The organism is Halobellus salinus, from assembly GCF_014646875.1.
GTDB lineage: Archaea > Halobacteriota > Halobacteria > Halobacteriales > Haloferacaceae > Haloquadratum > Haloquadratum salinum.
Genome location: NZ_BMOC01000001.1, coordinates 25,353 through 44,756 on the forward strand (window position 1 = coordinate 25,353; position 19,404 = coordinate 44,756).

General features: G+C 68.1%; 19 protein-coding genes and 1 tRNA gene. 9 read left to right on the plus strand and 11 right to left on the minus strand.

The features are described from left to right. Window positions 1–62 precede the first annotated feature (62 nt). On the plus strand, window positions 63–704 hold the full coding sequence (locus tag IEX72_RS00155) for a metal-dependent hydrolase (RefSeq protein ID WP_188785267.1): 642 nt from the start codon (window positions 63–65) through the stop codon (window positions 702–704). Between the two features lie 60 nt (window positions 705–764). Continuing rightward, complete coding sequence (locus IEX72_RS00160) at window positions 765–1,115, plus strand: hypothetical protein (RefSeq protein ID WP_188785270.1); 351 nt, start codon at window positions 765–767, stop codon at window positions 1,113–1,115. 46 nt (window positions 1,116–1,161) lie between these two features. Here the strand turns inward: IEX72_RS00160 and IEX72_RS15080 are convergent, their stop codons facing one another. From IEX72_RS15080 to IEX72_RS00170, 3 genes are all read right to left on the minus strand, one after another. Then, a complete protein-coding gene (locus IEX72_RS15080) occupies window positions 1,162–1,461 on the minus strand; it encodes a DMT family transporter (RefSeq protein WP_229663672.1) in 300 nt (99 codons plus the stop codon). Beyond that, complete coding sequence (locus IEX72_RS15085; protein WP_229663673.1) at window positions 1,458–1,784, minus strand: EamA family transporter; 327 nt, start codon at window positions 1,782–1,784, stop codon at window positions 1,458–1,460. Before IEX72_RS15085 ends, IEX72_RS15080 begins: the two co-directional genes overlap by 4 nt. Before the next feature lie 564 nt (window positions 1,785–2,348). Next, window positions 2,349–2,924 carry a DUF7344 domain-containing protein gene (locus IEX72_RS00170; protein ID WP_188785272.1) on the minus strand — a complete coding sequence of 192 codons (576 nt, stop codon included), beginning with the start codon at window positions 2,922–2,924 and terminating at the stop codon, window positions 2,349–2,351. Window positions 2,925–3,339: 415 nt separating this feature from the next. Here IEX72_RS00170 and IEX72_RS00175 point away from each other — a divergent pair, with 415 nt between their 5' ends. The 4 genes from IEX72_RS00175 to IEX72_RS00190 all read left to right on the plus strand — a co-directional run bounded on the left by IEX72_RS00175 (window position 3,340) and on the right by IEX72_RS00190 (window position 8,513). After that, the gene (locus tag IEX72_RS00175; RefSeq protein ID WP_188785274.1) at window positions 3,340–4,884 is read left to right on the plus strand and encodes a DUF1102 domain-containing protein; all 1,545 of its coding nucleotides are present in this window, start codon (window positions 3,340–3,342) and stop codon (window positions 4,882–4,884) included. A gap of 85 nt (window positions 4,885–4,969) precedes the next feature. Next, window positions 4,970–5,935, plus strand: a complete 966-nt coding sequence (locus tag IEX72_RS00180) for a hypothetical protein (RefSeq protein ID WP_229663674.1) — start codon at window positions 4,970–4,972, stop codon at window positions 5,933–5,935. A 153-nt stretch (window positions 5,936–6,088) separates the two neighbouring features. Continuing rightward, entirely contained in the window at window positions 6,089–7,252 is a 1,164-nt protein-coding gene (locus IEX72_RS00185; protein WP_188785275.1) for a signal peptidase I, read from the plus strand. A gap of 4 nt (window positions 7,253–7,256) precedes the next feature. Continuing rightward, the gene (locus IEX72_RS00190) at window positions 7,257–8,513 is read left to right on the plus strand and encodes a DUF5305 domain-containing protein (RefSeq protein WP_188785276.1); all 1,257 of its coding nucleotides are present in this window, start codon (window positions 7,257–7,259) and stop codon (window positions 8,511–8,513) included. 61 nt (window positions 8,514–8,574) lie between these two features. Here the strand turns inward: IEX72_RS00190 and IEX72_RS00195 are convergent, their stop codons facing one another. The 3 genes from IEX72_RS00195 to IEX72_RS00205 all read right to left on the minus strand — a co-directional run bounded on the left by IEX72_RS00195 (window position 8,575) and on the right by IEX72_RS00205 (window position 9,719). Further along, a complete protein-coding gene (locus IEX72_RS00195; RefSeq protein ID WP_188785277.1) occupies window positions 8,575–8,778 on the minus strand; it encodes a hypothetical protein in 204 nt (67 codons plus the stop codon). A gap of 97 nt (window positions 8,779–8,875) precedes the next feature. After that, window positions 8,876–8,947 (minus strand) — tRNA-Thr (locus tag IEX72_RS00200). A gap of 76 nt (window positions 8,948–9,023) precedes the next feature. After that, window positions 9,024–9,719, minus strand: a complete 696-nt coding sequence (locus IEX72_RS00205) for a DUF7114 family protein (RefSeq protein ID WP_188785278.1) — start codon at window positions 9,717–9,719, stop codon at window positions 9,024–9,026. Window positions 9,720–9,809: 90 nt separating this feature from the next. Here IEX72_RS00205 and IEX72_RS00210 point away from each other — a divergent pair, with 90 nt between their 5' ends. Next, a complete protein-coding gene (locus IEX72_RS00210; protein ID WP_188785279.1) occupies window positions 9,810–10,481 on the plus strand; it encodes a potassium channel family protein in 672 nt (223 codons plus the stop codon). Between the two features lie 260 nt (window positions 10,482–10,741). On the opposite strand, the gene IEX72_RS00215 is transcribed toward IEX72_RS00210, so the two are convergent. From IEX72_RS00215 to IEX72_RS00235, 5 genes are all read right to left on the minus strand, one after another. Continuing rightward, on the minus strand, window positions 10,742–10,906 hold the full coding sequence (locus IEX72_RS00215) for a hypothetical protein (protein ID WP_188785280.1): 165 nt from the start codon (window positions 10,904–10,906) through the stop codon (window positions 10,742–10,744). A gap of 228 nt (window positions 10,907–11,134) precedes the next feature. Then, window positions 11,135–12,079, minus strand: a complete 945-nt coding sequence (locus tag IEX72_RS00220; protein WP_188785281.1) for a bifunctional 5,10-methylenetetrahydrofolate dehydrogenase/5,10-methenyltetrahydrofolate cyclohydrolase — start codon at window positions 12,077–12,079, stop codon at window positions 11,135–11,137. A 116-nt stretch (window positions 12,080–12,195) separates the two neighbouring features. After that, on the minus strand, window positions 12,196–13,122 hold the full coding sequence (gene ddh, locus IEX72_RS00225; protein WP_188785282.1) for a D-2-hydroxyacid dehydrogenase: 927 nt from the start codon (window positions 13,120–13,122) through the stop codon (window positions 12,196–12,198). A 155-nt stretch (window positions 13,123–13,277) separates the two neighbouring features. After that, entirely contained in the window at window positions 13,278–15,143 is a 1,866-nt protein-coding gene (locus IEX72_RS00230) for a BCCT family transporter (RefSeq protein ID WP_188785283.1), read from the minus strand. 42 nt (window positions 15,144–15,185) lie between these two features. Next, window positions 15,186–16,580 (minus strand): NAD-binding protein, encoded by a 1,395-nt coding sequence (locus tag IEX72_RS00235; RefSeq protein ID WP_394354587.1) that lies wholly within the window; start codon window positions 16,578–16,580, stop codon window positions 15,186–15,188. A 221-nt stretch (window positions 16,581–16,801) separates the two neighbouring features. On the opposite strand from IEX72_RS00235, the gene IEX72_RS00240 reads away from it, so the two are divergent. Next, complete coding sequence (locus IEX72_RS00240; protein ID WP_188785284.1) at window positions 16,802–17,182, plus strand: Rid family detoxifying hydrolase; 381 nt, start codon at window positions 16,802–16,804, stop codon at window positions 17,180–17,182. An 82-nt stretch (window positions 17,183–17,264) separates the two neighbouring features. After that, entirely contained in the window at window positions 17,265–19,145 is a 1,881-nt protein-coding gene (locus IEX72_RS00245) for an aldehyde ferredoxin oxidoreductase family protein (RefSeq protein WP_188785285.1), read from the plus strand. Window positions 19,146–19,404: the final 259 nt, after the last annotated feature.

The following is a 19,404-nucleotide window of genomic DNA, read 5'->3' on the forward strand; positions in this document are numbered from 1 at the left end:
GTCCGGCAGCGGGGCGGTCCGGCGACGAAACGGTCTTGACGTCGCTGGCCGTAGACGCACCGATGATGGCCACCACGCACGCCCTCGTGGGCGTCGCACTCGCCGTGCTGGTCGGGGCAATGTTCCCGGAGAGCGCGGCCGACGCCTCGCTGACGCCCGTGGCGGCGGCCGCTCTCGGTGGCATCTTTCCGGATTTCGACCTCTACTCGGGCCACCGGCGGACGCTACATTTCCCGGTGTATTTCAATGTCGCCGCCGCGGTCGCGGTGGTCGTGGCGGTGGTCGCCGCCGCAGTCGTCTCCGAGTCCGCGGTGGGACCCACGTCGATCGCGCTGTTTCTGATCGCCGCGGGCGTTCACTCCGCGATGGACGCGGTCGGCGGCGGGCTAGAGTTGAAGCCCTGGCGCGGGGAGTCCGACCGCGCGGTCTACAGCCACCACCACGCGCGGTGGATCCCGCCGCGGCGGTGGGTGCGGTACGACGGCGCACCCGAAGACCTGCTCGTCGCCGTCGCGTTCGCGGCGCCCGTGGTGTATACCGTCGACGGCGTCGTCGAGACGGGCGTCCTCCTCGCGGTCGGAGTCTCCGCGGTGTACGTCGTTGTGCGCAAACCGATGGTGATCGTCACCCAGGCGGTCGTCGACGCACTCCCAGAGCGTGTCGTCAACCGTCTCCCCGCGCGGTTCGTTGAGGACTTCCGGTGACGGCGCCGGCGGGTTGCGGCGTGAAACAGGCTCAAGACGATCGATCCCCTCCACTCGGGTATGGTGTCGGATCCCGACGACCGAGGCGCGACCGCGCCCTGCGACAAGTGTGAGGAGTCGATCCCGACGGACGCGGATCGGTGTCCGGTCTGTGGCTACCGACCAGCGGGCTACAGCCCCGAGCTGTTGCGCGTCGGGGAGGCCGTCTTCGCGCTCGCGGCCGGAGTGTCGCTCGTGATCTTCGTTACCGGCGTGACCGGAGTCGTTCCTGAACCACCCGTGCTTCCCGGCGGCGCGTTCTCGAAGATGGCGATCGTGATGCCGTATACGACCGGTATCTCCGGCTTTTTCGCCTACTACATCCACGGGAAGCGGCAGACGAAGCCGACCGACAGCAGCGCGTTCGACTGACCGCAAGGCGGGACCTGTAGCCACGGCTGCACTCGGAACCCGTGGGTCACCCCGACCGGGTGCGGGTCGTGACCGCGATCCCAACCAACACGACCGCGGCGCCGAGCACCGTCACGGCACCCGGAACCTCGTTGAGTAGCACCAGCGCGAGGAACGTACTCGCGACGGGTTCGCACAGCAACGAGACGCTGACCGCGGTCAACCGCACGTATCTCAGCGCCGAGTTGAGTACCGTGTGTCCAACCACTCCGGGGACGAGCGCCATCGCGACGAACAGCACCCACTCCCGGCGTGCGTACCCTGACAGCGACGCCCCCGTCTCGACCGCGACCGATCCGAGAGTCACCGCACACGCGGTGTACACGGTGAAAGTGTACGCGGCGAGCGACAACCGCTGCCGGCGGCCGTCCCGACCGAGAGCCGCTCGTCAACAAGCACCGCGGCGCCGACGCGGACAAACACCGGCTGTGTCGTGATCAGCGTCACCGGCGCCGCCACCGTGGTCAGCTCTAAGCTCTCAAAGAAGCTCGCGAAGTGGACCGCGAGGGCAACCCCCGACACCACGGCGACCCTCAGGTCGCGCCGCGAAATCGCCCGGAACCCGCCGCGGTTGCGGAGCGCAAAGGGTGCGATCGCCGCGGTCGTGAACAGCACGCGGTAGATACTCACGCCCGCCGACTGACCCCGGTGTGGTCCACGTACTCCCGTCGGCCGCGGTCAATGCGTGGACCGCGACCCGTCGTCGGATATGCGCACCTGTCCGTGGTGTGAGTATTCACACCGGAGTGCCGACAAGCGCGACCCGCCGGCCGACGGGGACGGCGACCTGCCCGACCCGACGTCCCCGCGGTAGGACGACGGGTCGTTCTACTGCCCACGGTGGGAGGAGTCCGTTCGCCCCGAGAGCGTGTGAGGGGGGTCGGAGCCGCGCCGTCGGGGTCGGAGCCGCGCCGTCGGGGTCAGAGCGGTCACGCTCCGGCGACGTACACGGGGTCGCGTGACGGGGGTCCGGCCGGAACGACCCTGGTGTCCCCACGACCCGCGTGTATGCGTCCGGCGCCACGTACCAGCCGTGGTCGGTCGTCGCGTCGATGGCGTCGCGACCCTCGGCCGTCGACAGCGCGCCGTCCCTTACCCGGGGAGGACGAGATACGCGGTCCCCCGCGTCTCGGTATTTTCCACCTCGGTCGCGGAGTGTCAAGCGGACTCGTCCATCACGGCGACCGCGTCGGGTCACCGGAGCTCCGGCGGCTCCTCGGATTCGCCGGTCTTCATCTCGGCGGTGTAGTGTTTGTGTATCACCGCCGATGAGATGAACGCAACGACGATCGCGAGCATCCACCCCGCGTCCGGGAGGAGCGCGAACGGCCACGCGCCGACCCATACCGCGGCGGTGAGCGCGATCCCGACGGTCGAGAGCCCCAAATAGTAGGTGCTCCAGGGGATCTCCCGCCCCTCGACGACATCCATGTACAGGTCGACGTTCTCTAGTGCGGGCGTGGGTTCGATAACGCCGCGGTCCTTGTTGAACTCCACGACGCCCACCCGTTCCATCTTTGGCAGGTGCGACTGCTGGAGCGCGGTGTACACCCGCTTGCGCTCGCTACCGGTGAGTTCCGCGGTGTCGACGCCGTTTTCCCACGCAGCGATCTGCTCGGCCATGTCGCCGATCTCCACCGTCTCCGACTCCCGTTTCAGCAGGTGCATCGCGAAGCGCCGCCGTCGGTTCGAGAGCACCTCAAACAGTTCGTCCTCGGATAGTTCCGCCGCCAGCCCATCACCTCCGTCTACTTGTATTGGCGACACCATTCACATCCGATACGTGAGAACCTATAGACATAAACCCCGTGATGTTTTTACATATTTTGTTTGAGATGGTGGTCAGGGGTCGGCCGCGTTTTTCGCTCGAACGACGCTGTCTCAGAGCCTACGACCCGGTGTTGCTGTCGCGAGTGGAGTTCCCAAGCGGGGAGACAACGCCGGCGCACGACCGTGGCCGGGAGTGCAAGCGGAACGGTGATCACACCCGGCCTACGGCCGCCGTCTCACGGACAACGGGGTGTTGGCAGTTTTGCGTATCGGGCAGGAATGAGACGGAAGCAGAACAGTTGCAACCGAGACAGTCCCAGCAAGGGGTGGACTACCCACATCAAGCGATCCCTTCGGCAGTTTCAACCACACCATAACGAAACCCCTACCCGAATAAACTCTCCCGGAGCCACTGATGCTGTCTCGCCGCCGCACCGTGATTCTCGCTGTCGCCCTCGTAGCAGCGGGATCGCTCGTCTTCACCACGGGGGCAGCGGTGCTTGACGACCCCGCTGACACCGTCGCGGAGGACCGTCTCACGGTCCAGCCTGCGGAGGGACCGAACGGGAAGTACGCGTACCTGAACGACGCCGAGGAGGTCGTGATCGACATCTCGCCCACCAACCCGAAGCTCTCGGCGGAGTTCGAGGGTGTGACCCCCGACACGTTCGCGTCGGCCGACGGCGTCTTTACCATCACGTACACCGCTGACGAGTACGCGCGGGTCTGGATCGAGCACGGCGGGGAAAACGTCACTTTCGTCCCCGACAGCGACTCCGTCAAGGGGACAGTCGACAGCACCCTGGAGGGCGAACCCAACAACGTCACGCTCGGGCCGAACGAGACGGTCACGGTCGGCCTCCGGATCGACGCCCGCGGCGAGGTCGCGGGCACGCAACTCGGTGCCAACGAGTTCTCGATCCGCGCGGAGGTCGTCGATCCCGAGGACGTGTCGGTGTCGTCGGGCGGCGATGGGGACGGCAACAGCCCGTCGGTGAGTGTGATGTCGCCGGCCACGAACGAGCGGGAGTTCGTCGCGACCGACACTCGCCCCGGCGGGGACGTCACGTTCGACGCCGGCGGGATGGAGATGGACGGCGGGAACGTCACCGTAGACCGGATCGAACTCGCCGGCGTTCCGGGCGGGGACCTCGAACTCGACGTCACCGGCAGCCCCGACGCGTTCGACGAGGCGGGGGCGCTGGACGCCGCAAGGCGGCCGCGCTCGCTGGCGTACCTCTCGCTGCAACACAGCTTCGACGCCGAGGGGGCCGACGGCACGACGCTGCGATTCAGCGCCGATCCCGCGTACCTCGATCGCGCGGGGGTGGCCCCCGAACACGTGGCGCTCTACCGCCGGACCGACACCGGCGGGTGGGAGCGGTTGCCGACCGACCCCCTCGACGGGCCGGCCGCCCGCCAGCGGGGCCTCCCCGACGACCGCGTCCACTTCCGCGCGCGAACCGACGATCTCTCCACCTTCGCCGTGGGCGAACGGGTGCCACGGTTGGACGTCACCGACACGGCGACCGACGCCTCAGTCGTCGCGCCCGGGGAGTCGGTCACGGTGCGCACGACCGTCACGAACGGCGGGGGCGTGGCCGGCGAGCGCACGGTTACGCTCACCGCCAACGGCGAGACGGTCGCGGCCGAACGGGTGACGCTCGATCCGGGCGCGTCAACGACGGTCGAGCTCACCGGGCAGGTGGCTACCGCGGGCGAGGTCACCCTCTCTGTCGACGACGCCGAGGTGGAGACGCTGCTCGTAGAACAGCCCGACGCCGGAACCGACCCCGCAGCCGAACGCCCAGAGGGCGCGGCGACGCCCGAAGACACCGGGTCCGACAGTCCGGTTCTGGAGCCGAGCGGCGTCGACATCGATGGCCTCGCTGGGCTGGCGTTACTCGTCGGAATCGTCACCGCAGCCGTCCCACTCGTCCGGCGGATTTCGCGACAGTGACCGCGACTCACCGACCGTGCGGCCGGGGCACCCCGAGGGGAGTCCGTCGAGACCGGACACCGGACACCGGAGCGGCGGGCGGGTGGTGGGTGACGCCGTGACGCGAGGCCGGTCCGATGACGCCCGCACGACAGCCGCGGACTGGTCCGGCGAGGTCAACAGCGGGAGTTCCGACGCCGATCGTGGCGAGGAGGTTGCCGCCGCGACCGGCGCCGACGGCTTCCGGTCCGAGTTGGTCGCGGGCGTCCGCGCCATCGACGTGGCTGTTCTCTGCGCGGTCCCGGCCGCCTTGGTCGCCACCTTCGCCCTCCCGATCGAACTCCGCCGGTCGCTCGCGTTCGACTACACAGACCCCACGCTGTCAACGGCGTTCACCGCCCACTACGTCCACCTCCGGGCAACGCACCTCGCGGGGAACCTGGTGGGGTACGGGCTGCTCGCGGGCGTCGGCTACGCCCTCGCGGTCATCGGCGACCGGCGGCGGCTCTTCGTGACCGCGCTCGCGACGTTCCTGCTCGCGTTCCCGGTCGCGCTCTCGGCGTTGAACCTGGCCGTGCCGCGGAACGCCGTCGGGTTCGGGTTTTCGGGGATTAACATGGCGCTCCTGGGGCTGCTCCCGCTTCTGCTCTGGACGTACGCCTGTGAGCGGTTCGCCCCTGACGCGTCCGTGCGGGCGCTTCCCGCGGTCTTTTTTCTCCTCGTTGGGTGGATCTCGCTGCTGGCGCTGCCGGTGTCCACCACCGGTGTCGGGCTCGCGGGGCTCGCGACGGCGGGCGCTGGGATTTCAATCGGGGTCGTCTACGTGATGAGCACCGACGGGGGGCGTCGGCTGCCAACCCGCGAACGGCTCCGGGCCGTGACGTCTCGGCCGGGGGACGGCGACCTGTTCGTGGCGGGGGTGGTCCTGCTCGTGGGGTATCCGGTTGTCGGGTTCCCCGCCGACCCCACCGGGACTGGGGGCGTCGTGAACCTCTACGTCCACCTGCTCGGGTTCTGCCTCGGGTTCATCGGCGCGTTCATCCTGCTCGCGGGCGACGTTGTCGACGAATGAAGGCCCGTCTCCCCCGAGCCACACACGGGGTGGCAGCCGGTCGTGAACCACGAATTTATAATGATTCGATGACACCATCGAAGCGAGGCCGTCGGGCCGCCTCCGCACACGCCGACGGCCGCCGGCGGTGACGGTGACGGTGTCAGACACCACATGTCCCCCAAACGAATCCTCTCACTCACACTTCAAGTGGGTGTCGCGGTCGTGGTCCTCTCGGTGGTCGTCGGGCAGTTCCTCGGGCAGCCGATACTCCTCAGCTTCGTCGAGACCGGGAGCATGCAACCGACGCTCGACCCCGGTGACGGGTTCGTCGCGATCCCCACCGCGGTCGCGGGCGACATCGGCCCCGGCGACGTCGTGACCTTCGAGGCCCAAGAGATCCAAGGCGGCGGGCTAACGACCCACCGCGTGGTCGCGGAGACCGAACGCGGGTACGTCACTCGAGGGGACAACAATCCCTTCTCCGACCAGGACGGCGGCGAACCCATTGTCCAAGAGGCCGAGATCGTCGCGAAGGCGCTCAGCGTCGGCGGGGGCGTCGTCGTCATCCCGCACCTTGGCACGGTCGCGATGGGCTTTCAGGCCGCGTTCGGGTCGGTGCAGACGTGGCTCGCGGTCACGTTCGGCGTCCGGTCGCTCCAGGGCACCCAGGGGCTCGCGTACATCCTTTTCGGGCTCTCGGCGGCCGCGTACGCGGTCGATTGGTACACCGACCGCGGGAGTCGTGACCGCCCCGAACGGGACCGCTCGCGCAACGACGGTACGTCGGTGTTCGCGATCGTGCTCGTCCTGGCGCTTGTGTTGATCGGGACCGCGACCGCGGCCATGGTCGTCCCCGGAGGCACCCAGGAGTACGGAGTCGTGAGCGCCGAGTTCGAGTCGGAAGACCCCACAGTCATCGAGCGCGGCACGAGCCAGGAGATCGAGTACGTCGCCCCCAACGCCGGACTCATTCCGGTGTACGCCTACGTCACGCCGGGGAGTCCGGGGGTCGACGTCGATCCCCGGCGGGTGTACGTCGGGAGCCGCGGCGAGGCAACCACCGCGGTGACGCTGTCAGCCCCTGAAGAGACCGGCTACTACCGGCTGTTCGTCGCCGAACACCGATACCTCGCGGTTCTGCCACCCAGCGTGATCGACGAACTCTACGGCGTCCATCCGTGGGCGCCGCTGCTCGCGATCGACGCGCTGCTGGGCGGCAGCATCGTCGTACTCGGCGTCGTCCTCTTCCGTGGCGGGCCCGCGCGGATCCGCTCTCGGGAGTCGCGCGCGCACTCCTCGTCATACCGGCGGTTCCTCCGAGAACTATACAGGTGACCGAATGAGCTCTTCGACACAACCCAGCGAAACACGGCTCCGTAGTCGGGCGGTACTGCACGCACAGTTCACCGCGATCGCCATTGTCTGCCTGCTCGTTGCGGCGGCCGGCGCCGGGTTGGTGTACACGACTCACGTCGAACCCGGCACCACAACGGAGACGCGGACGACGTCCCCGCTCACCGTCGAGACGGAGTACGTCCACGCCGCGGAGGTGACCCAACCGAACTCCGTGTTCGCCACCGGGGCGGTTCTCAACGACCGGAGCACGTACTTCACGCGGATCGCGCCCGAACTCGATATCGACATCGAGACCCGGTACACCGCGGCCACCGCCAGCAACGTCTCCGTCGATGTCACGTCGGAACTCGTTATCCGGAACGTCGGCGAGGACGGCGAGGTGGTCTACTGGAGCGACCGGGAACCGCTCGCGAGCAGGCGGTTCTCCGGGGTGAGCTCCGGGGAGACCGTCGCCGTGTCGGTCGTTCTCAACACCTCTTCGGCCGGCGCGACCGCGGCGTCGATCGAAGAGGAACTCGGCGCCGCGCCCGGAACGACGGAGGTACTCGTCGTCTCAGAGGTCGGTGTGGACGGGACATTTGAGGGTGAGCCCACGACGTACACCCGAACCATCGAGATGACCATAGAGCCCGGTGAGAGCACGTACGCAGTGTCTAACCCGGGGCTCCAGTCGGGCGGTCCCGAACGGACCGAACGGATCACCCGCCAGCGGAGCTACGGCCCCCTCCGGTCGATCGGCGGCCCACTTGTCTTTCTCGTGGGGATGGTCGGAACCGGGGCGCTGGTGTACGCTCGAGTCCGGACGCAACTCGCGCTCACGCCCGAGGAGGAGGCGTATCTCTCCTACCGCGACGACCGCTCGGAGTTCGCCGAGTGGATCACGCGAATCCGGCTTCCCGACCCGGTGTTTGAGCGCCCGCAAGCGGAGGCGTCGAGCCTCGGGGACTTGGTCGACTTCGCGATCGACAACGACACCGGCGTGGTCGAGGACCCCGACACGGGCGTGTTCTACGCTGTCACCGGTGACCTTCTCTACGCGTATCGACCGCCATCGCCGACGGGCAGCGCTTCCGAGGCTGAGGCCGAGGCCGCTACCGGGACGGAATCGACGGCCGAAGAGGACGCAGGCGAAGTCAACAACGGTGACGAGTCGGAGCCGTCACCCGATACCGAGACGGGGGTGGACAGCGACCGGCCGGACGGGGCCGACTCGGCGACCGACGCCGGATCGGCGGAGTAGCCCGGACACGGCGGATGCGAGGTCTCAGTTCGTCGAAACGGGGCGGGGCTGTGGAGAGAGGTCAGTTCTGGCGCTGGACGATAGACAGATCGACGAGCAATCCGGGGATGCCCAGGAACCCGAAGGCGACGCCACGGAGTCGCGGATCGGAAAGCCCCCCTGTCTCCGAATCGGAATACACGTAGTACCCGACAGTCGGCCAGAACACGAGCAGGTACACGCCGACGCGAACCGGTAGACCGTTGTACGCGGTCACGAGGCTCATCTCGTTCTTTCACCCGGACGGGAAGTCATATCCGAAGTCTCAGTCGGGAGTTGCGAAAGACCTGCCGGCGTGTGTACAAGGAGTGTACGGCGGGGAGAGCCTAGGCCGGGATTTGAACCCGGGGTCTCGTCCTTACCAAGGACGCGCTTTACCGCTAAGCTACCCAGGCGCGTATTGTCGTAACCCGGAATCGTCTTTAGACGTTTCGATTCGGGGCCGCCGTCGGCCGATCCGCGGTGCCGGCCTCAGGAGTCAGTCGCCGACGAGGGAACCCGGTCGCTGGACGCCCCGCCGACCGCCGACAGCGACGCGATGCGTTCGGTAGTCGCCTCCGAGAACGCGGCGTCGGCCGGCGCGAGTTCCCCGTCAGCGTCGCAGTCGCGGCCGAGTTCGGCGGCGTACTCCACGGCCGCCGGCGGCGGGGTCGCGCCGACCGCGGTCATCCCCGTCGCCAGGGCGAGCGCAAACACGTCGGCTTCGAGATTGCGGTCAAGGGAGCCGACGTCGGCGCCCTCGCCCCGCGCGAGCGTCTGGTCGCGGCCGAACGCCCGGACCACGTCGACCGCTCGGCCCGCCGCGTCGGTGCGTGCGAGCAGGTAGAACCCGCGGGAAACCAACACGTCGGCCGCGAGCACGTCGAGGTCGGCGTCGATATCTCCCGCGTCGGTGTCGATGGTCTCCGTCCAGGGTTCCGCCCACGCGAGCGACCGGGTGAGCCGAAGCCCCTCGTAGATCAGCTGCACCCCGGCGGCGCGTTCGGCGAGTCCGTCGGTGTCGGGATCCACCCCGGTTTCGGGGGCGCGGGCGCTCACAAGCGTCAACACAGCCGGTGTCATCGGCGCGTCCGAGAGCCGTTCGAGCAGGACCTCGCGGAGTCGGTCGGGCTCGATGTTGTCGACCGCCTCGCACGCGGCCTCGCGGACCCGCACGGCGTCGTCCATCGAACGCAGGTAACGGCGGGAGCGGCAAAGACCTTTGGAACCGACGACGCCGGGTCCACGTTTTTGTACCCGCGTGTGCTACGGTGTCGTATGACGTTTGTGATCGTCGGGTACGGGCGGGTCGGCGCGCGGACGGCCCGGATCCTTCACGAGGAAGGCCACGCCGTCGTGATTGTCGAAAACAACCCGGACAAGGTCGAACGCGCCCGCGAGGCAGAGTTCGACGTCATCGAAGGCGACGGCAAGAACGAGTCGGTCCTGGAGCGAGCGGGTGTTGCGGACGCGGCCGCGGTCGCGGGGCTCACCGGCGACCCCAATGTGGACTTCGCGGCGTGTATGGCCGGGAAGGAGTACGGCTGCCGGGTTGTGATGCGGATCAGCGAGGACTACCGCGAGGAGATCTACGACCAGTACGCCGAGGACGTTGACGAGCTCATCTACCCCGAGAGACTCGGGGCAGCGGGTGCGAAGACCGCGCTCTTGGGCGGGAACTTCAACGCGATCGGCGAACTCACCGAGGGGCTCCGGCTCACGACGGTGACAGTCCCGGCGGGTGCGCCGGTGATCGGACGAAAAGTCAACGACATCGACCTCGAGGACTTTGGGCGGATCTACGCCCACGGCCGCGGCCGGGGGGCGATGACCATCCCTCTGCCGGGCACCGCGGTCGAACCCGGCGACCACCTCGCGTTGGTGGTCGAGCAGCACAGACTCGACCGTGCGAAGGCGGCGCTGCTCGGCGAGTCGAAGCAGAAACCGTAATGCACCGTCGCCGGGGGGCGACGGCGCCGAACCGGGGTGCAACGGTCACGTGTCGGGCGCACGACGCTGGTGCGGCGACCGTTGTGACGCGGCCGTCGGTGCACGCCCGCCGGATCGGTTCGCCGTGACACACTTAAATTTGCGTCAGACGCACACCGGACAGTGCCGGCGCCGTCCTGCAAAATTGACCTTCTCCCGCGCCTAAAGACGCGGGAATCACGAGACGCTTCGCGTCTCGAACCAGTCGACCCCGAGGCAATTTACTTGTTGTACGTGTCGGGGATGAGGACTCGACCGTGGCGGCCGAGGTACCGGGTCAGGAGCGATTCGACTGTGCTGCGGGCCGACGGAATCGACGCGGCAGGGATGTAGAAGTCGGTTTCGAGGTCGGTGCGTTCGGCGGATCGCTTGGGTGCGGTAGCCATTGTATTTGTACGGAGGGACCACACCCCTATGAGACTTCGTTAGTACTCGTTCGGGTATTTTTATAGCCTATTCTGTATCGAACGGCAGTAGTTGAATTCATTTCAATATTGTGGCCACGACGTCGAACGAAACAGTACCGTCTGCAACGAGGTCGGTCGGAGCACCCACGGCCGGGGGACGCTCACACAAGAGACGATTGGGCCACACCCGAGTTGGCGCCGAACCCCTCACGGGAGGTCGACGTCAACCCCGGAGTGGCGGCTCGCAGCGTCAACGGTGTTGGACAGAAGCATCGCGACAGTTAGCGGGCCGACCCCGCTCGGAACCGGTGTGATAGCCGCCGCCTTCTCCGCTGCACTCTCGAAGTCGACGTCACCGACGACTTGTCCACCCGCGGCCGCCCCGGCGTCGACGCGGTTGATCCCGACATCGACCACGACAACACCCTCCGAGAGCATTTCGGCGTCAACGAGTTCCGGACGCCCGGCCGCGACGACCAGAATCTCCGCCGACCGGGTGACCCTCGCGAGGTTCTCGGTCCGGGAGTGACACACCGTCGTCGTGGCGTCGCCGCCCGGTCCACGCCCGGAGAGCAGGGTCGCCATCGGGCGGCCAACGGTCTCCGACCGGCCGACGACCACCGCGCGTTTCCCCGCAGTGTCGATTCCGTAAGCGTCGAGTAGCCGACGGATTCCGGCGGGCGTCGGGGGTGTATACCGGGGGGCCCCCGCGAAAAGGCGCCCGAGGTTCTCCGGGTGGGTCGCCGCAACGTCTTTCGAGGGGTGGATCCGTCGGGCCGCCGCTCGCCGGTCGACGTGATCCGGGAGCGGAGACTGGACCGACACGCCGTGGACCGCCGGATCGTCGTTCAGCTCGGCGAGCCTGTCGAACAGGCTGGCCGCGGGCTGGCGGGGATCGATCTCGCAGACCCAACACCGGATCCCGACCTCCGAGCACGCTTGCTGTCTCATCGAGACGTGCGTCCGTCCCGCACCCGACTCAGTCATCGAGACGAGCGCTACCGTCGGCGTGACACCCGCATCACGGAGCGCGTCGACCGACGACGCGAGGTCGTCGTGGGTCCGGTCGGCGATCGCGTTACCGTCGAGGAGGGTCGGCGCTGGGTCGGTCGACTCCGTCGCCCCCGTCCCTGCTGCCGCGTGCTGATCCATCTGATGTCGGTCGTCTATTCTACACCCTCGGGAATGTTTCAACCCGGTGAATACTCACCCTGTTGAAGTGTCTCGCGGACCGTCGGGCCGCTCGCAACGCCGACGGGCGAGGCGGTTCACACGACCCGGTTGATCAGGTCGTTGCCGACCTGGAGCCGCTCGACGTTTTCGGCCACGATCGACCCCACGTGTTTGTGGTACCGGTGAGTGAAACCCGCACAGTGCGGCGAGACGATGACCTCGTCCATCCCCCACAACGGGGACGAGTCGGGGAGCGGCTCCGTCTCGAAGACGTCGAGGGCGGCACCCGCGATCTCGCCGTCTTCGAGGGCACTCACAAGGGCGGGCTGGTCGACGACCGCACCACGGGCGACGTTGATCAGGTAGGCGTCCTCGCGCATCGCTGCGAGGACGTCGGCGTCGAGCAGCCCCCGGGTGTCGTCGGTCAGCGGAACGGCGGCCACGACGAACCGGGCGTTCGACACCGCATCCCGGAGCTCCGACGGCGTGTACACCTCGTCAACGCCGGGTTCCGGAGTGGGCGTCCGCCTGACCCCCGTGATCTCCACCCCGAGTCCGGTGAGCCGGTCGACGACCCCGCGGCCGAGGGTTCCGAGCCCGACTACACACGCGCGCTCGCCGCGGACCGTCCACGCGTCGTCCCACTCCGGGGGAGACCACGTCGCCTCCCCCTGGTTGGCGACGTGTTCGTGGAGCCGGCGCGAGAACGCCAGCGCGTAGCCCGCGACGGTCTCTCCGATGGCGTCGCCGTGGATCCCGGTGCTGTTGGTGAGCGCGACGTCGGCCGCCCGCATCCGGTCGAACGGGAACTGGTCGACCCCGGACTGGATGGAGTGGACCCACCCGAGGTCGTCGCAGGCGTCCCAGTAGTCGAACGTGACCACCGCCTGACAGTCGTCGAGGCCGTGGGATCCGTTGACAACGGTCGTCGTGACCGGAAGTCCGGCGAGTTCCTCGACCAGTATCTCCGGCGGGAACAGAATCGAGACCGACTCATCAACCCCGAGCGTGTCGAGTCGCATACCGGAGCCAGGACCGCGGACCGTCTAATATGTATCCCTGGTCACGACGGTCGTGTTTAGGTAGGCGACGACCGACCGGAGAACCGCTCTCGGGTGGGACTGGAAGCCCCCGATGTCTCGTTCTCAGCAACCTCACTCCCGGGTGAACAGTACCGTCACGACTCCCGGTCAGGGGGGTCGACGTCGTGGTGGGCCTGAATGGTGGGGAGGCGATCCAGCGCCTGTCGGACGATCGAGGCGTGGCCCCGGCCGCGCTCCTCGCGGTACAGCGCGAGCGACAACCCGATGAGCGCGAGCACGGCCAACACGGCGAACGGCGCGCCCGTAAGAACCGCCAGCGCCTGGAGGGTCTCGCCGCCGCCGGCCAGAAGCACGGAGAGCGCGACGGCCGCCTGGAAACCGCCCCACAGCACGATACTCCCCCGGGAGGGCGCAACCTCCCGCCGCGACGCCAGGATGGCGGTGACGAGCGTCGAGGTGTCCGCGGAGGTGACCATGAACACGACGATGAGCGACAGAAAGAGAAACGCCAGGAGTTCGCCCAGCGGGAGCGACGACAGGAGCGGGAACCCCGCGACCGCCTCGGAGCCGCCGCGTTCGGTGATGGCTCCCAGCGCGTCGGCCCCGCCGCCGCGCTGGAGCGACAGCGCGGTGCCGCCGAAGATCAGAAACCACGCGCCCGTTGCCGCGGAGGTAGCGACCACGCTGGTGAACACCACGGTCCGGATCCGCCGGCCGCGCGACAGCGCCGCGATGAATGTCCCCGCGAACGGTGCCCACGAGAACCACCACGCCCAGTTCCAGACGGTCCACTCCGTCACCCACGACCCCGAGGAGAACAGGCTCATCGGCAGGACGTGTACCGCGTACGACCCGAGCGCGTCGGTGCCGCGGTCGACAACGAACCCCCGCGGGCCGACCGTCAAAAGCAGGAGCGCAAACAGCCCGAACAGGACCACGGTGAGCCCGGATATCCGCCGGATGCCCCGGTGGAGCCCCGAGACCGCAGAGAGCACGAACACCGTCGCCAGCCCGCCGACGAGGAGAACCGGCCCGATGTCGCTGGGAGGCACGTCCCACTGGAACGCTACCCCCGCGAGAAACTGTTGGGAGATGAGCCCGAGCGAGGTGGCGATTCCGCCGATGGTGGCGAACACCGCCAGGGTGTCGACCAGCCGGCTCCACGGCGAGGCCAACCCGTCGACACCCAGAAACGGCGTCAGGATCGACGACACTCTGAGCGGGGCGCCGCGCTGGAACACGAAGTACGCGATCGGAATCCCGATTGCGGCGTAGGCGGCCCACGCCGACACCCCCCAGTGGAACAGCGAGTACACTAAGGCGGCGTTGACCGCGGCCGACGACCCGGCCGGAGCGTCGAAATACGGCGGCGGCTGCTGGTAGTGAAACAGCGCCTCGGCGGGGCCCCAGAAGACGATACCCGCGGCGATCCCCGCAGTGAAAACGAGCGAGAAGTACGTCGGGTAGGTGTACGCCGGCGTGGCGTCCTCGCCGCCGAGTTTGATATCGCCCCACGGCCCGAACAGTAGCGCTCCGCAGTAGAGCACCGAAAGAAGGGAAACGCCGAGCAGCATCGGTCCCATTCCGCGGAGGATGCCGTCGGTGAGCCCGTTGATCGCGGCCGTCGTGGTCGCCGGGAACGCCAACTGGAGCGCGAAATACCCCGCAAAGACCGCGATCGGGAGTCCGAGGATGGCCGGATCGTGGGCGGCAACGACGTCTCCGAGCAACGACCGGACCGATCCCCGGCGGACCGCGAGCAGCGCCGAACCGGTCGACTCCGTGGTTCCATCGCTGTCGTGGGGAAGCACCGCGATGTACCCCAAGCCGGAACCGAAAAACAGCAGCGCGAGCACCAGCCACGTCTGGCCGCCGATGACACCGCCGACAAGCGCCGGGAAGAAAAACCCCACCAGGACGACCGCGCCGGATCCGACGAAGGTCGACAGGAACGCGCCGGCCACGGTCTTTCGCCCGTCGCTTATGTCAACGGTGCTCATACGGGACACGTTGTGGGGGAGGTGTATTATGTTGTTGACGCGTCAGGGCTCGGTATCGCCGGCAGCGGAAGTCTCGCTGTCGGGATCGGCAGCGGAAGTCTCGCCGTCGGGATCGGCAGCGGAAGTCTCGCTGTCGGGATCGGCAGCGGAAGTCTCGCCGTCGGTGCCGGCAGCGGAAGTCTCGCCGTCGGTGCCGGCAGCGGAAGTCTCGCTGTCGGGATCGGCGGTCGCGACCCCGGCGAAGTCGCCGTCTGTCCGCCCGAGCAACCCCTCCAGCGGAGACCCGGCGTCGCCGTCACGGTCGGGATCCAACACCGTCGCCCCGAGCAGCCGACCGCCGATCGACCGGAGGTCGATCACCTCGTCGGCGCCGACAGTGCCCAGTTTGTCGACGTGGGTGTCGCCGTTCGCGACCGCGACGATCCTGACGTCGGAGTTGACATTCCGTGTGGCCAGCACTGCGAGCACGTTGGCCGCGTCGTCGTCGCTCGCGACCGCGACGCCGCGTGCGGCGTCAACCCGCGCGTCAACCAGCGCGGACTCGTCGGTGGGGTCGTCGGTCAGCACCTCGATCCCGGCGTCCGACAGCCGCGCAGCGGCGTCGGTGTCTGTAGTCACCACCACCAGGTCGGTGCCGTCCGCGACCTGGTCGAGGAACGATTCGGTCACGTCGCCGTAGCCGAGCACCACCACGTGGTCCTCGAGGAGTGCGAGTTCTGATGCGGTCATGGTTCCAAACGCGGATGCCATCCGGGACTCGATCGCGGGACCGACGAGAGCGCCGACCGCCACGGTGAACGCGCCGGTCCCGAGCAGGATCACCGATAGCGAAAACAGCTCCGCCTCGACCGTTCGCGGGGTGATATCGCCGTACCCCACCGTCGCGATGGTGACGATCACGTAGTAGAAGGCGTCGCCCCAGTTGTGGAGTTCGATGAACTGCTCGCGGAGGCCGTACGACCCGATGGTGCCGTAGACCACGACCCCGAGAATCGAGGTCAGCGAGGCGACCTGGAGCGATGACAGCGCAAGCGCGGTGTCGAACTCCCCGCGGTTGGCGATCAGGAAGGGGACGGTCACCACGATGAGGAAAAACAGCGGGATTTCGGTCGGCCGCCCCGTGAGAAACGGGAAGACCGCGAGCAGCGGGACCAACACCAAGGCGGCGAGCCACGCGATCCGCCGCCGCCGACTGAGCCCGAACGTCACGAGGGCCAGGGGGAACGCGAACAACACGCCGGCGAACCGGACAAAGATCCGTGTGCCGGGGACGATACCCCCGAGCGGCCCGTCGACGACGAGCTGCGGCTGGCTCAGGTTCGAGAGCCCGGTGACAAAGGCGAGCACCGTGACCGCAGCCACGAGCGTCACGGTTGGCTTCGCGCCCGAGAACTCCCGCCACTCGACGAACGGGATCCGCTCAACCGGGTAGAACATCCGCTCGAATGGGCGTTCGTCCGGCTGGCCCTGTGAGTCAACCACTACCGCTCTTTCGCGGATATGTGATAAAACAGTACTGCCGCGTCGTCACGACACCGCGGACCGGTGTGGAGCCCCAGCCGGACTCGCCACATAGAAGGTGACGTGTTTGATACGTTGAGTCCGAGCGGAGGCGTCCCACCGGTTTTTAAGTTCGCAGCCGGGGAGGTTCGCCGTGTATGAAACGGACCATTAGCACCGACGACGCACCCGCCGCGGTCGGCGCGTACAGCCAAGCGACAACCGACGGCGACATCCTGATCACCGCCGGGCAGCTCCCGCTGACAACCGACGGCGACCTGCTTGACGACGAACCGGTCGCAGACCAGACGCGACAGTGTCTCCGGAACGTCGAGGCCATCCTCGAGTCCGAGGGGCTGTCGCTGTCGGACCTGCTGAAGACCACGGTCTTCCTCGACGACATCGACGACTTCGACGAGTTCAACGAGGCCTACAGCGAATTCTTCGACGAGGCGCCGCCCGCCCGCAGCGCCGTCGGCGCCGGCGCGGTCCCGAAGGGTGCCGCCGTCGAGATCGAGGCCATCGCGACGATGGAGTAAGGACCGGGGCCTGCGTTCGAGCCACGATCTCCGACCGACGCCGTAACAAACGCTTAATCAATCTTCGTGTGCTACCCCGGGTATGACCGACGCGGCTACCGCCGACCTCCTCCGGGTCGATCTGACCGATCACACGGTCGAGCGCGAACCCATCCCGGAGCGGTGGCTGACCGAATACGTGGGCGGCAAGGGCCTCGGCGCGCGGTACCTCTACGACCGGCTCGAACCCGGCACCGACCCGCTGGGCCCCGACAACTATCTGCTGTTCGTGCTGGGGCCGCTCAGCGGCCTGCTCCCCGGCGAGACGCAGTTCGCGGCGATCACCCGCTCGCCGCTGACCGGAACCTTCCTCGACTCCTACAGCGGCGGTGAGTTCGCCAACGACCTGGTGGCCGCGCTCGACGGGGCGCTCGGGGTCGCCGTCACCGGGCAGTCCGACGAGCCGGTCGTGCTCGAACTCGACGACGGCGAGGCGGCGCTCACGCCGGCCGCGGACCTCTGGGGGCGTGACGTCGTCGACACCTGCGACGCCCTCGACGGCACGGTCGCCTGCGTCGGGCCCGCGGGCGAGAACCGGGTCAAATACGCCACGATCGCCTCCGACGGCGGCGACCACCACGCGGGTCGTGGGGGTGCGGGGGCGGTGATGGGCGCGAAGCGACTGAAAGCTGTCGTCGCGCGGGGCTCCCCGCCGGATCCAGCACCCGAGGTCGCGACCCTCCGGGAGGCCTACGAGCGGCGGTACCGCGAGACCGACGTGGGACGGTGGCACGCCGCGAGCGCGACCTTGGAGACCGTCGACTTCGCCGACGAGGTGGGGGTGCTCTCCACCCGTGGGTGGCAGGAGGGATCCTTCGACGGCGCCGGCGACATCGGGATCGAGGCGGTCAAGGAAGCCGCGGTCGATCGCGAGCGCGACGAGGCGGGGATCGTGGGCGGGTTCCGCGTCGAGACCGACGCCGGGGAGTCGGTGCCACGGGGCGGCACCCCGATGTCGCTGGGGGCGGGGCTCGGGATCGACGACTTCGACGCGGTGGCGGCGCTGGGAAAGACCTGCGACCGACTCGGACTCGACGTCATCAGTGCGGGCAACGCCGTCGCGTGGGCGATCCGCGCGGCCGAGGAGGGCGTCGTCGACGTTGACGGGAGCAAAGCTCCCGTCCGCCAATCAGAATCGCAAAGCGATTCTGATGATGTCGATCCTGCGAGTCTGGGGCTCGACACCGACGCGGCCCTCTCGTTCGGCGACCACGACGCCGCTCGGGCGACCATCGAGGCGATCGCGACCCGCGAGCCGGGCGTTCCCGACGCCCTGGCCGATGGGGTCGAGGCCGCCGCCGATCGGCTGGGGGGCGCCGATCTCGTCCCTACGATCAAGTCGATGGAGGTGCCAGCCTACGACCCGCGGGGGTCGCCGACTATGGCGCTTGCGTACGCCACGAGCGACCGCGGCGCGTGTCACCGCCGATCGCTCCCGGCCGAGACCGAGGTGTTCGGCGACGACTGGGACGACACCGACCGCGTCCGGGTGGTGATCCGCGAACAGACCATCACCGCGGCGCTCTGGAGCCTGATCGCCGACGACTTCGCGGGGGCTGTCCTGGAAGACGACCTCGGCGCCGAGTGGCTCGCCACGGTCGACGCTGCCGCCCCCACCGACCCGGCGGAACTCCTCCGGATCGGCGAGCGGGCCTGGACGCTCACGCGGCTGTTCAACGTCCGCGAGGGGTTCGACGCCGGCGACGAGACGTTGCCGGCGGCGTTCCAGCGCCCGGTGAGTGGCGGCCCCGCGGACGGTCGCGGGATCGACACGGGGTGGTTCGACCGACTCCGACAGCGGTACTACGCGGCCCGCGAGTGGGACGAACACGGCGTGCCGACCCGGGGGCTGCTCGACCGGCTAAACCTGCTTGACGTCGTCGACGACGACACGCCCGTGGCTCGTGAGCCGGTGACGAAGTGACATCCTCCCACGACTGAAGTCGTGGGCTTCCCGAGGTTCTTATGTTACTCCCGTCGATTCGGATGGGTGGGAATCTATGGTTTGTGGACTGTCGGCCACTGGCTCTGCCACGAAGCCGTTACTCGTACCGATAACGGGCTTCGAGTTACCTGATTGGTTAACGACAGTCGGCGTGGTCGGCTTACCTTTTGATTTCGGCTACGAACCGTGGCAAACACCGAGTCAACTGCCAATTCTCCACGCACTAATTACGTTACGG

What these genes read in the sequence shown, in the direction of transcription:
- IEX72_RS00155 (WP_188785267.1), top strand. Translation starts at nt 63, where the DNA reads ATGATGGCCACCACGCACGCCCTCGTGGGCGTCGCACTCGCCGTGCTG.
- IEX72_RS00160 (WP_188785270.1), top strand. Translation starts at nt 765, where the DNA reads ATGGTGTCGGATCCCGACGACCGAGGCGCGACCGCGCCCTGCGACAAG.
- IEX72_RS00170 (WP_188785272.1), bottom strand. Translation starts at nt 2,924, where the DNA reads ATGGTGTCGCCAATACAAGTAGACGGAGGTGATGGGCTGGCGGCGGAA.
- IEX72_RS00175 (WP_188785274.1), top strand. Translation starts at nt 3,340, where the DNA reads ATGCTGTCTCGCCGCCGCACCGTGATTCTCGCTGTCGCCCTCGTAGCA.
- IEX72_RS00185 (WP_188785275.1), top strand. Translation starts at nt 6,089, where the DNA reads ATGTCCCCCAAACGAATCCTCTCACTCACACTTCAAGTGGGTGTCGCG.
- IEX72_RS00190 (WP_188785276.1), top strand. Translation starts at nt 7,257, where the DNA reads ATGAGCTCTTCGACACAACCCAGCGAAACACGGCTCCGTAGTCGGGCG.
- IEX72_RS00195 (WP_188785277.1), bottom strand. Translation starts at nt 8,778, where the DNA reads ATGAGCCTCGTGACCGCGTACAACGGTCTACCGGTTCGCGTCGGCGTG.
- IEX72_RS00205 (WP_188785278.1), bottom strand. Translation starts at nt 9,719, where the DNA reads ATGGACGACGCCGTGCGGGTCCGCGAGGCCGCGTGCGAGGCGGTCGAC.
- IEX72_RS00210 (WP_188785279.1), top strand. Translation starts at nt 9,810, where the DNA reads ATGACGTTTGTGATCGTCGGGTACGGGCGGGTCGGCGCGCGGACGGCC.
- IEX72_RS00215 (WP_188785280.1), bottom strand. Translation starts at nt 10,906, where the DNA reads ATGGCTACCGCACCCAAGCGATCCGCCGAACGCACCGACCTCGAAACC.
- IEX72_RS00220 (WP_188785281.1), bottom strand. Translation starts at nt 12,079, where the DNA reads ATGGATCAGCACGCGGCAGCAGGGACGGGGGCGACGGAGTCGACCGAC.
- ddh (WP_188785282.1), bottom strand. Translation starts at nt 13,122, where the DNA reads ATGCGACTCGACACGCTCGGGGTTGATGAGTCGGTCTCGATTCTGTTC.
- IEX72_RS00230 (WP_188785283.1), bottom strand. Translation starts at nt 15,143, where the DNA reads ATGAGCACCGTTGACATAAGCGACGGGCGAAAGACCGTGGCCGGCGCG.
- IEX72_RS00235 (WP_394354587.1), bottom strand. Translation starts at nt 16,580, where the DNA reads ATGTTCTACCCGGTTGAGCGGATCCCGTTCGTCGAGTGGCGGGAGTTC.
- IEX72_RS00240 (WP_188785284.1), top strand. Translation starts at nt 16,802, where the DNA reads ATGAAACGGACCATTAGCACCGACGACGCACCCGCCGCGGTCGGCGCG.
- IEX72_RS00245 (WP_188785285.1), top strand. Translation starts at nt 17,265, where the DNA reads ATGACCGACGCGGCTACCGCCGACCTCCTCCGGGTCGATCTGACCGAT.